The organism is Corallococcus sp. bb12-1 (assembly GCF_026626765.1).
Classification (GTDB): domain Bacteria; phylum Myxococcota; class Myxococcia; order Myxococcales; family Myxococcaceae; genus Corallococcus; species Corallococcus terminator.
On record NZ_JAPNJZ010000034.1, the window covers coordinates 78117 to 89565 of the forward strand.

Here is an 11449-nt window from a genome sequence, read left to right on the forward strand (position 1 = left end):
CTCCATAGTTCAGCCGGACTTGAAAGGAGCAACAATCTGGGAATCGCCCAGTGGAGGACAACGCGGTCCCAATCTGCTGGCTGCCTACCGGGCGACGTGGGGGTCCGTCGCCTGCCCCCGGGCCCCGCTTCCCGTCAACGGCTTGAGGGACGCACGCAGGGCTTCAATCTGGGCGCGGGCCTGGTTCTTGAGCGACTCCAGGTCGTCCAGGGTCATCCCCTTGGTGGAGATGGGCGTGCCCACCGTCACCAGCCCGCGAGACGTGGCGAAGCGCCACGAGTGCTTGGGCAGCGCGAGCCGCGTGCCGCTCACCGCCAGGGGCAGCACGTCCGCCTGCGCCTCGATGGCGAGCCGGAAGGCGCCGTCCTTGAAGGGCAGCAGGTCCTCCGTCTTGGAGCGGGTGCCCTCCGGGAAGATCATCACCGGCATCCCCTTCGCGAGCCACGCCTTGCAGCGCCCCATGGCGCCGGTGGCCGAGTCGCGGTCGCCGCGCTCCACCGGGATGTCCCCCGCCATGCTCATCATCCAGCCCACCACGGGCACGCGGAAGAGGCTCTTCTTGCCCAGCCACTTCATCTCCCAGGGCAGGTGGGAGATGAGGAACGGATCCGCGTTGGACTCGTGGTTGCTCACCACCACCGTGTTGGGCGCGATGCCGTTGGGAATCACGCCGTGCGTGCTGAAGCGCCAGAAGGGCGTGAGCTTCGCGGCGGTGAAGCCCACCAGCCGGAAGCAGCGCCCCGCCACGTAGCGGCGTTTGTCGAACAGGGCGGTGAAGATGAACAGGGTGAGCTGGACGAAGAAGCCCACCAGGGCCACGAGGCCCACCTCGACCCAGGTCCAGATGGAGAGCAGTGCGTTCATGACGGATTGTCCCTTGGGCACGATGGTATTTCAGGAGAGGACGGCCGGATCCAGGTCCACGCTCACCGGACAGTGGTCCGACCCGTGGACGTCCGGATGCACCGCGGCCTTGCGGACGTAGCCGAGCGCCGCGGGGCTCGCGAGCACGTAGTCGATGCGCCAGCCGATGTTCTTCTCGCGCACGCCGGCGCGCTGGCTCCACCAGGAATAGTGGCCGCCCGCGGGGTTGAAGTGGCGGAAGGTGTCCACCCAGCCGGAGCGGATCCACCGGTCGAACTCCTCGCGCTCCTCCGGGCGGAAGCCGCTCGTCTCGCGGTTCTCGCGCGGGCGCGCCAGGTCGATGTCGCGGTGCGCGGTGTTGAAGTCGCCCATCACCAGCACGCGCTCGCCGTCGCGCAGGGGCTTCTCCAGCCGCGCGAAGAGGCGCTGGTAGAAGTCCAGCTTGAAGGGGATGCGGCTCAGGTCCCGGTCCTTCCCGTTGCCGTTGGGGAAGTAGCCGTTGACCACGGTGAGCTTGCCGAAGCGGGCGAACTGGAGGCGGCCTTCCGCGTCCATGGCGGGGGCGCCCAGGAGGGTGTCCAGGTCGTCCGGCTCATGGCGGCTGAAGAGGCCCACGCCGCTGTAGCCGGGGCGTTCCGCAGCCACGAAGTGGGTCTTCCAACGGCGGGGAGCGCGCACCTCCGCGGGAAGCTGCTCCACGCGGGCGCGCACCTCCTGCAACCCCACGATGTCCGCCCGGGCCTTGGACAGCCACGGGAGGAACCCCTTGCGGTGGATGGAGCGCAGACCGTTGACGTTCCAGGAGACGACTCGCACGCCCCCGCTTATGGCGAAAGCGCGCGGGTATTTCCAGCCCCCACCGTCCCTGGAAGGACGATGGGGGCCGGCCCTACTCAGTGCGTCACGGCTATTCGGTGGCGCTCGCCTTGTTCTGCGGGCCACGCGTGGTGCGGATGATGAAGTCCGCGCTGTTCACGTTCGTGTCGTAGCTGTTGCCTGCCGCGGCGTCGACGCCGCTGCCCTCCATGGTCGCGGCCGACGAGGTGGCCTTCGCCTTGCGCTCGTAGCTGCCAGCGGCGGCGGGGGTCCCGCTGACGGGGCTCTTGCCCTCGGCGGAGTCCGCGGTTCCGTAGCCCAGCGTGTCCACCGCGTTCGCGTCGTTGATGGCGGTGGTGAGGTTGGCGGGGCCCACGCGCACATGGCCGCCGCCGGCGCCCATGGCGAAGTTCGTGGCCCAGTTCGCGTCAGCGGCGACGCTGGTGCCCACGTAGCTGCCACTGCCCACCAGGTAGAAGCCGTGGGCGGCGATGCGCGCGCTCGTCGGCAACGCGAAGTTGCCGGTGTACACGGGGCCCGCAGCGCTCTTGTACTGGAGCCTCCAGCCGCCGATGTTCACTTCCGCGTTCGTGGGATTGTAGAGTTCGACGAACTCGTCGTTCGCGTTGGCGCCGGCCGCGGCGACTTCGCTGATGACGATGTGGTTCGTCGTGGGCTCAGAGGTGACCTTCGCCTGCGCGGACACCGACTGGCCGCCGAGCGTGGCGACCACCGTGCCCGTCGAGCCGGAAGCGCCACCCGTGAGGGCGAACTTCGCGGAGATCTGGTTGGCCGGCACCGTCACCGACGTGGGCACCGTGCCCACGCCACCCGTCGTGGAGAGCGTGATGATCGTGTCCGCCGCGGGCGGCACGTCGAGCGTCACGGTGAGGTTGACCGTCTTGCCCGGGGCCACTTCCACCGTCTCCGGCGACAGGAAGGCCAGCGAGGCGGCCTCGGTCTCACCGAGCACGCGCACCGTGGCGTTACGCGAATCCGAGCCCAGCGTGGCCGTCAGCGTCGCCTTGGCCGAACCCGCCGCCGCGTTCGCCGTCACGATGACCGCCGCCGAACGGGCACCCGCGGGCACCACCACCTGGCCGTTGTTGGCCACGGTGACCGAGGGGCTGGACGAGGTGACCTGCACCACCACGGCCGTGTCGGACGGGGCGCTCAGCGTCACTTCCAGGGACTCCGGAATCGTCTCACCCGTGGTGCCCGAGCGCGCGAAGGTCGCGGCCGGCTCCAGGGCGGTGAGCGTCACGGGGCTCGTGCCCGCGTCCGTCGTGCCGCCGTCCGTCTCCGTACCAGCATCCGGCGCGGGACCCGCGTCGGTGCCGCCGTCCGTCTCCGTGCCGGCATCCGTCTCCGAGCCCGCGTCCGTACCAGGACCCGCGTCGATGGCGCCGCCGTCCGTCTCCGTGCCCGCGTCCGTCTCCGTGCCCGCGTCCACCGGACCGCTGCCGCCGTCCGTCTCCGTGCCGGCGTCCGTCTCCGTGCCCGCGTCCGTCTCCGTGCCCGCGTCCACCGGACCGCTGCCGCCGTCCGTCTCCGTGCCCGCGTCCGTCGTCGTGCCCGCGTCCGTCTCCGTGCCCGCGTCCGTCGTCGTGCCCGCGTCCGTCGTCGTGCCGGCGTCCGTCTCCGTGCCCGCGTCCGTCTCCGTGCCCGCGTCCGTCGTCGTGCCCGCGTCCGTCTCCGTGCCCGCGTCGGTACCGGCGTCCGTCTCCGTACCCGCGTCCGTCTCCGTGCCCGCGTCGGTGCCGGCATCGTCGCCGGTCACACCGCCATCGGTTCCGGTGCCCGCATCGACCGTGGGGGTCGTGACCTGGCAGCTGTTGTTGCAGCGATCGCCTTCGTTGCGATTGCCGTCGTCACACGCTTCACCGCTCTCGACGATGCCGTTGCCGCAGACAGGATCCTTCGGGTCATCACCACCGCACGCGGACAACAACAACAGCACCGCTGACAAAGGGACCAGCAAGTGCCGGAAAGACAAGGACATGGAGACTCCGTGTTGAGTACAGAGTCTCTTCCAAACCACAAAATTACAGGGGGACGCAAACCCGCCGGGACACTTTTGCCGCCCCTTTTCTTGACGACCCAGGTCATCGGTTTCTTAAAACCCGACAACCCTGGGGAGTCCCCTTCCCGGCCGTCGGATCAGCCCGGAATGACGGGGGTTTGCGCGAGGGCCGGGGCCTCCAGCCCGTGGACCAGGAGGAAGCACCGGACAGCCTCGGAGATTTCCGTCCCGGCCTCCAGCAGGCCCGCATGGCCGGCGTCGTCCACCTGGAGCCATTCGGCCTGGGGCAGCGCGCGGTGCAGGCGCTGGACTTCGCTCAGCGGTACGAGCACGTCATCGCGCGCGGCGATGATCAGCACGGGCACCCGCACGGAGGGCACGACGTCCCAGGCGTGGCCCTCGGTGAGGCCGCGCAGGGTGCGCCAGTAGGCCTGGGGGCTCATGCGGTAGAGCGCATCCAGGAACTCGGCGATGTCCTCTCGCGGTGCCCGAGCGCGCAGCGCGCCCACGGCCCGGCCCAGCGGATCCGCGAAGCGGCTGCCGATGACGGCCTTCACCGCGGGCGCGACCACCGGCACCCAGGGCGTCCCGGCCCGCAGCAGTTGGCTCACGGCGGACAGCGCCAGACGCGGCCCCCTGCGGGGAGACGCCGCGCCCGGCAGCCCGGGCGTCCCCGCGATGAGCGTCATGGAGGGCACCAGCTCCGGACGTCGCCGGTACAGCTCCAGCAGGATGCGCACCCCCATGGAGAAGGCGATGTGGTGGGGCGGCCGGCCATTGCCGCGCGCCATCGTCTCCTCGGTGACGCGCTCCAGGTCATCCACGTGGACCTTCACGCGGTAGTCACCGTCGCGCGACTCCTCGCTGCCGCCGTGGCCCCGGTAGTCCCAGTGCACCACGCGGTGGTCCTGCTCCAGGTTTCCGACGATGTGGCGCCAGAAGTTCTCCGACGTCCCGATGCCATTGGTCAGCAGCACCGGAGGCCGGTCCGCGAGCGCCCGGTCCCGCACCGCCTCCGGCAGGCCCGCGCTGTGGTTGTGGACCGCCACCCGGGTGCCATCCGGGGCGGAGACGAAGTGCGTCGAGCGACGGTAGGGCATCCCTGCCCACCATGCTGCCGGGCAGGCGCGGGTGCAAGGCTTCCCCGCCCGCCTGCCCTGGGGCTTCGTCCACGTGGGAGCGCGCGAAGCTGGACGCAGGGCACGCCTCCAGGAGATCGTGTCCGCGAATGGTCAGCATAGAGGCGGAAGGGTTGGACGTGGTGGCCGTGCTCGCCCACTACGAGGCGCACGGCTTCGCGCGCCTGGGCCGCGTGCTGGACGACGCGGGCGTGGAGGCCCTGCGCGAGCGGGCGGACGACCTGATGCTCGGCCGCGTGGTGTACCCGGGCCTGTTCTTCCAGCCGGACGCCACCACCGGCCGCTACGAGGACGCGCCGCTGGGCCTGGGCTGGCAGGGGCCGTCCCTGGACTACCGCAAGCTGGAGAAGCTGGAGAAGGATCCGCGCTTCCTCGCGTGGCTGGAGAACCCGCTGTTCGAACGGATCGCGCGGGCCCGCATCCCGGGCGACATCGTCCTGTACCGCGCCATCCTCTTCCACAAGGGCCCGGCGGGCGGCAGCAACCTGCCCTTCCACCAGGACGGTGGGAAGCTGTGGGGCCTCACGCGGGAGCCCGACCTGCAGATCTGGACCGCGCTGGACGACGCGCCCGAAGGCGGCGGCTGCCTGGAGGTCGTCCCCGGCAGCCACCGGGCCGGGCTGGTGACGGCGCTGGGGGGCGTGATTCCCCCGGACCGCGTGGCGGCGGAGGACGCCGAAGCGCACGTGGTGTCCCTGCCGGTGCGGGCCGGCGAAGCGCTGCTCGTCCACAACCACGTGTGGCACCGCTCCGGCAGGGGCCGGCCCGGACAGCGGCGGCGCGCGTTCTCCGCCTGTTACATGAGCGCGGACACCACCTGCGTGCGCAAGAAGAAGGCCCCGCGCGTCTTCCCGCCGGTGTTCCGTCACCCGGTGCGCGGCGGCTGAAAGGCCCTATCATCCGGAGCGTGTCCGGACACCCGGGAGTCCTCGTCGCCGAACAGCCCCACTACCTGCCGTGGGTGGACTTCTACGAGCAGGTGGCCCGCGCCGGCACGCTGGTGGTGCTGGACGACGTGCAGTGGCTGCGTCGGGGCTGGCAGCGTCGCACGCGCGTCGCCCTGCCCTTCGGCGTGCCCACGCCGCCGCCCAGCGAGCCGGGCTTCCAGTGGATGTCCATCCCGCTGGAGGATCCGCACCGCGACACTCGCATTGGCGAGCTCGCGGTGGACGCGCGCCAGCCGTGGGCGCGCAAGCACCTGCAGACGCTGGTGACGCTCTACGGAGGGCGCCCCTACTTCCGCGCGCAGGTGCTGCCGCGCCTGGAGCCCTTCTACGACGCGGCTGCGCGCGAGTCCGGACCGGGGTCACTCCTGCGCGTGCTGCTGTCCAGCATGGCGCTCTTCTACGAGCCGCTGGGCCTCGCGCCGAACCTCGTGTGCTCCTCCACGCTGGAGCGCCGGGGCGAGGACAAGACGCAGCGACTGGTGGAGTACTGCCTGCAGACGGGGGCGCACACGTACTATTCGGGGACGGGCTCCACGCTGTACCTGAAGCCGGAGCGCTTCCGCGCGGTGGACGTGCGCCTGTTGTGGCAGCGCTTCCGTCACCCGGACTACGCGCAGGGGCGCGAGGGCCGCTTCGTGACGGGGCTGTCGGTGGTGGACGTGTTGGCCAACGTGCCGCTGGAGACGGTGCGCACGTGGCTTGAGCCGTCGCCGTGGGGGCCGTTCGCGGGGAACGGCCCCCAGCCCCTTCAGCGGGCCGACGCGGAGGTGGGGCCGGACGCGGGCTTGTCGAAGCGCACGAAGTAGCTGCGCACGGCGGCGTCCAGCAGCGCCGGGTCCAGGCGCGGATGACTGCCCTGGTAGTTGGCCATGTCGATGACCTGATCCAACAGGTCGCGCGGCTGACACGCGGCGAAGGGCCGGTGGTTCGGGCGGTAGTGCTCGTCGATGAGGTAGTCGATGGCGCGTGCGTCGTAGGGCACGCCGCGCTTCCTGCACATCATCTGGAAGATCTCGTGGAACTGCTCTTCGTCCGGGCGCTGCACCTCCAGCTTGTAGCGGACGCGGCGCAGGAAGGCGTCGTCCACGAGGTCGCTGGGATCCAGGTTGGTGGAGAAGGCGGCGAACACGTCGAAGGGCACCTGGAGCTTCTTGCCGGTGTGCAGCGTGAGGATGTCCACGTCGCTCTCCAGCGGGACGATCCACCGGTTGAGCAGGTCCTTGGGGGACACCTTCTGGCGGCCGAAGTCGTCGATGAGGAGCATGCCGTTGCTCGCCTTCATCTGGAACGGCGCCTCGTAGTACTTCACCTCCGGCGTGTAGACGAGGTCGAGCATCTCCAGCGTCAGCTCACCGCCCACCACCACCAGCGGACGGCGGCAGCGCACCCAGCGGCGGTCGTACGAAGGCGCGCCGGGTTCATCCTCCACCGCCTTGTGGATGTTGGCGTCGAACATCTTCACGACGAAGTCGTCGATGAGCAGCGCGTGGGGGATGAAGATGTCCCCCTCGTAGCAGTTCACCATGCCCTGGCAGATGGCCGTCTTGCCGTTGCCGGGAGGGCCGTAGAAGAAGATGGCGCGTCCGGAGTTCATCGCCGGACCGATGCCGTCGAAGATGTAGTCGCGGATGATGAGGTCGCCGAACTTGTCCTGCATCCGGTCGCGCGTGATGCGGTTGCCGCGCACGGTCTGCTGCTTCACGGCGGCGACCCATTCGTTGAAGGGCACGGGCGCAGGCCCGTTGTAGCGGTTGCGGTCGAGGATCTGCCGCAGCACGTCCGTCACGAACGTGGTGAGCTGGTAGATCATCGTGGAGCGGCCCACGCCGGAGCCGCCACCGCCGCGGATGTCGATGTACTTCTGCCGGCGCAGGCCTTCGATGATCTCATCCACCAGCGTGGTGGGCAGTTGCAGGCGGGCGGCCACGTCCATGCCGCGCATCTCGCCGGCGAAGAAGATGGCCTTGAGGACCAGCTCCTCCACGAACGTCGCGTTGAGACCACACTCCTGGAGGTTGCGAGGCTGCGTGGGCCAGAAGCGGTTCGCGGCCGGCGACTCCCCGCCGTCACGCCGGGGGCCCCGACGGTCCGGGCCTGCATACGCCTGGGGCGCCACGCCGCCGCGACGGTCCGGACCGGCGTAGGGCTGCTGCGGGTTCCCGGGGCGACGGTCCGCCGCCGAGCCTCGACGCTCCCCTTCGCCATTCGAGGGACCTGCGCGACGGTCTGAGTCCGCCGGGGGCGCGGGAGGAGGCCCGCCCCGCCGTTCGGAATCCGGGGGCGCGCTGGCGCGGCGGTCCGCGTCGGCGGGAGGGCCGGGGGGGGCGGTGCGCCGCTCGGTCTGCACGTCCACCACATCGTCGCTGAAGGGCGGAGGTGGACCCGGGGGGACCACGCCCGAGGCCTGCGCCGGGGCGCGGGGGCGAGGCATCGGATCGAAGATGACGGAGGGCAGCGGCGCGGGCGGCGGGGGCCGGGGGCGGGCGAACGGCTCCGCGGGCGGCGGGGGCGGCTGCTGGGTGGGAAGCGCGGTGGTGGTGGGCGAGCGCTGGCGCGGAGGCGGAGCCAGGACGGGGGTCGCGGGCGCGGCGGGCGTCTCCAGGGGGGTGACGCTGCGGTTCGGATCCTGCTCGGCGTCCTTGGAGGACGGACCCGCGCCAGGAGGGGGCCTGCGGAAGAAGTCGGTCATCACGGCTCCGGCAGAGGGGAGGTCACTCTACCCCACCGCCCACGGTGGGGTGTTAACTTCGGGGCATGAGCTTCTTCCAAGCACCCCCCGGACTTGGCAACCAGTACGACGACGACGCGTTCCTGCAGGGCTACCTCGCCCGGACCCTGCCGGAGGACCTCCGTCGTTCGATCACCGACGACCTCCGCGAGTTGGGAGAGCTGGGCGGCAAGCACTTCTACGAGTTCCAGCTCCGCGACCGGCTGAACGAGCCCGTGCTGACGCAGTGGAACCCCTGGGGCCAGCGCATCGACCACATCGAGGTGTCCCCGCTGTGGAAGGAGGCGGAGGCGCTGACGGCGCGCAAGGGCCTGGTGGCGGTGGCCTACGAGCAGAAGAGCGGCGCGCTCAGCCGGGTGCACCAGTTCGCGCTCAACTACCTGGTGCAGCCGTCGCTGGATGTCTATTCGTGTCCTCTGGCGATGACGGACGGCGCGGCGCGGTCGCTGTTGTCATTGGGCAACCAGCAGCTCATCGACCACGCCCTGCCCCACCTGACGTCGCGCGACCCGGCGACGTTCTGGACGTCGGGCCAGTGGATGACGGAGCGCACGGGCGGCTCGGACGTGGGCCTGACGCTGACCGAGGCGCGCCAGTCCCCCGAGGGCTGGCGGCTGTTCGGCACGAAGTGGTTCACGTCCGCGACGACGGCGCAGATGGCGCTGACGCTGGCGAGGCCCCAGGGCAACGGCCCCGGCGGCAAGGGCCTGGCGCTCTTCTTCGTGGAGACGCGGGACGCGGCCGGCAAGCTCAATCACCTCCAGATCAACCGGCTGAAGGACAAGCTGGGGACGCGCAAGGTGCCCACGGCGGAGCTGACGCTGGAGGGGACAATCGCGACGCCGGTGGCGGGGCTGACGGACGGCATCCGCAACATGGCGATGATGCTGAACGTGACGCGCACCTGGAACGCGATGGGCGCGACGTGGAGCATGCGGCGCGCGCTGGCGCTGGCGCACGATTATGCGAAGCGCCGGGTGCAGTTCGGCGCGCCGCTGTCGGAGAAGCCGCTGCACGTGGACACGCTCGCGGGGCTGGAGGCGGAGTTCCAGGCGGGCTTCCTGCTGGCGTTCCGGGGAGTGGAGCTGTTGGGCAAGCTGGAGACGCGCACGGCGACGGAGCAGGAGCAGTTGCTGCAGCGGCTGGTGACGCCGCTGGCGAAGCTGACGACGGGCCGGCAGGTGGTGCACGTGACGTCGGAGGTGACGGAGTCCTTCGGCGGCGCGGGCTACGTGGAGGACACGGGCCTGCCGCGCATCCAGGCGGACGCGCAGGTGCTGTCCATCTGGGAGGGCACGACGAACGTGCTGTCGCTGGACGCGCTGCGCGCGCTGGCGAAGGAAGGCACGCTGGAGGCGTACTTCCACGAGGTGGAGGGCCGGCTGTCGAAGGTGACGGATGTGGGCCTGCGCCCCTGCGTGAAGACGGCGCACGACGCGCTGGAGCACGCGCGGGTCTGGGTCTCCAGCGCGATGGCGAACCCGACGACGATGGAGGCCGGGGCGCGGCGGTTCTCGCTGACGCTGGGGCGCACGCTGGAGCTGGCGCTCCTGAGCGAGCACGCGCAGTGGTGCCTGGATAATGGGCACGGGCCGCGCACGCGCGCGGCGGCGCGGCGGTTCCGGCAGAACGGCGTGGACCTCATCCAGGATGAGATCGACCTGGATGACTCGCGGCTGCTGGGGTGAGGGCGGGATTCGGGACAGGTGCACTCGGACGGCGCCCCCATTAAGAAGCGGGCGCCATGTCCGTCCTGAGTCCCGAGCAGTGCCAGCGCTTCGCCGCCGATGGGTATCTCGTCCTGCCGTCCTTCGTGGAGGGCGGGACGTGCGCCCGGATGCGGGCCTCCATCCAGGAGCAGCTCGCCTCCGGTGAGGGGCCGGTGGAGTACGAGGCCGACGTGGCCTACCCGGGCTCCCCGGCCAGCCTGACGGAGGAAGGGGGCCGGACGGTGCGCCGGCTGCTGCGCGCCCACGAGCGCTCTGCCCTCTTCGCCGCGTGGTTCGACGACGCGCGGATGCTGGAGGCCCTGGGACAACTGCTGGAGGGCCCGGTGGTGCAGGCGCGGGCGCACCACAACTGCATCATGACCAAGCAGCCGCGCTATTCGTCGGACACGGGCTGGCACCAGGACGTGCGCTACTGGTCCTTCGCGCGTCCGGAGTTGATCTCCACGTGGTTGGCATTGGGCATGGAGACGCCGGAGAACGGCGGCCTGAAGGTGCTGCCCGGGACGCACCGGATGTCCTTCGCGCCGGAGCGCTACGATGACCGTCTGTTCTTGCGGCCGGAGCTGACGGAGAACGCGGCGCTGATCGCGGATGCGCAGTACGTGCGGCTGTCACCGGGGGACGTGCTGCTCTTCCACGCGCGGCTGTTCCACGCGGCGAGCCGGAACCATACGGTGGACACGAAATATTCGGTGGTGGCCACCTACCGGAAGACAGATAACCTGCCAATTCCAGGATCACGTTCGGCGCGGCAAGCCTGATCCCGCTCCAGACATGGCTTTTGCTGGTCGTTAAAGCAGTCCACGTTGGGTTCCTGCTACAATGGCATCCACACGTATTGCAGCAGCCCTGGCTGCCCGGTCTGGGCCAGCTACACGAATGCCTTCTCCAACAATGGCACCGGGGCGGAGCCCAACTGCAACGTTGCCTATCATCACAACTACTGCGACGACCTCGCATCCGCGCCATCACCGACGGTGCCCGGCACCCAGTGCTTCGCCAACTGAGCTGATCCAGGTTCTGGAATGAGAGGGCTGGATTTCAATTCCTGCCTGGAATAAGAGCCCTCCCATGACCAGTCCATCCCTTGCGTCTCTTTTTCCCCTCAGTCGAAGTCGGAGGAATGCCTTCCTCCAAGCCTTCCTGACCCTGGCTTTCGTGACGGGCTGTGAACCCCAGACAGCCCCCCCACGGACCCTGCA

10 protein-coding genes are annotated in these 11449 nt (G+C 70.1%); 5 read left to right on the plus strand and 5 right to left on the minus strand.

Annotated features, from left to right (window positions below):
* Positions 1-84 precede the first annotated feature (84 nt).
* The 4 genes from OV208_RS39490 to OV208_RS39505 form a co-directional block, all read right to left on the minus strand.
* Positions 85-864: a lysophospholipid acyltransferase family protein gene (locus OV208_RS39490; protein ID WP_267579143.1), complete on the minus strand. Its 780-nt coding sequence runs from the start codon at positions 862-864 to the stop codon at positions 85-87.
* A gap of 30 nt (positions 865-894) precedes the next feature.
* On the minus strand, positions 895-1680 hold the full coding sequence (locus OV208_RS39495) for an exodeoxyribonuclease III (RefSeq protein WP_267579144.1): 786 nt from the start codon (positions 1678-1680) through the stop codon (positions 895-897).
* A 91-nt stretch (positions 1681-1771) separates the two neighbouring features.
* Entirely contained in the window at positions 1772-3682 is a 1911-nt protein-coding gene (locus tag OV208_RS39500; RefSeq protein ID WP_267579145.1) for a lamin tail domain-containing protein, read from the minus strand.
* Positions 3683-3840: 158 nt separating this feature from the next.
* A complete protein-coding gene (locus OV208_RS39505) occupies positions 3841-4803 on the minus strand; it encodes an alpha/beta fold hydrolase (protein ID WP_267579146.1) in 963 nt (320 codons plus the stop codon).
* A gap of 128 nt (positions 4804-4931) precedes the next feature.
* Here OV208_RS39505 and OV208_RS39510 point away from each other — a divergent pair, with 128 nt between their 5' ends.
* Positions 4932-5729 carry a phytanoyl-CoA dioxygenase family protein gene (locus OV208_RS39510; protein WP_267579147.1) on the plus strand — a complete coding sequence of 266 codons (798 nt, stop codon included), beginning with the start codon at positions 4932-4934 and terminating at the stop codon, positions 5727-5729.
* 20 nt (positions 5730-5749) lie between these two features.
* The gene (locus OV208_RS39515) at positions 5750-6595 is read left to right on the plus strand and encodes a WbqC family protein (RefSeq protein WP_267579148.1); all 846 of its coding nucleotides are present in this window, start codon (positions 5750-5752) and stop codon (positions 6593-6595) included.
* Here the strand turns inward: OV208_RS39515 and OV208_RS39520 are convergent.
* On the minus strand, positions 6538-8478 hold the full coding sequence (locus OV208_RS39520; RefSeq protein WP_267579149.1) for an ATPase: 1941 nt from the start codon (positions 8476-8478) through the stop codon (positions 6538-6540). The genes OV208_RS39515 and OV208_RS39520 overlap by 58 nt on opposite strands.
* Before the next feature lie 65 nt (positions 8479-8543).
* Between OV208_RS39520 and OV208_RS39525 the strand changes: the two genes are divergently transcribed.
* From OV208_RS39525 to OV208_RS39535, 3 genes are read left to right on the plus strand one after another with little or no spacing between them, the layout of a single operon-like run.
* Positions 8544-10205, plus strand: coding sequence for an acyl-CoA dehydrogenase family protein (locus OV208_RS39525; protein WP_267579150.1), 1662 nt, complete (start codon positions 8544-8546; stop codon positions 10203-10205).
* A gap of 56 nt (positions 10206-10261) precedes the next feature.
* A complete protein-coding gene (locus OV208_RS39530; RefSeq protein WP_267579151.1) occupies positions 10262-11008 on the plus strand; it encodes a phytanoyl-CoA dioxygenase family protein in 747 nt (248 codons plus the stop codon).
* Positions 11009-11053: 45 nt separating this feature from the next.
* Positions 11054-11254, plus strand: a complete 201-nt coding sequence (locus OV208_RS39535; RefSeq protein ID WP_267579152.1) for a hypothetical protein — start codon at positions 11054-11056, stop codon at positions 11252-11254.
* Positions 11255-11449 lie beyond the last annotated feature (195 nt).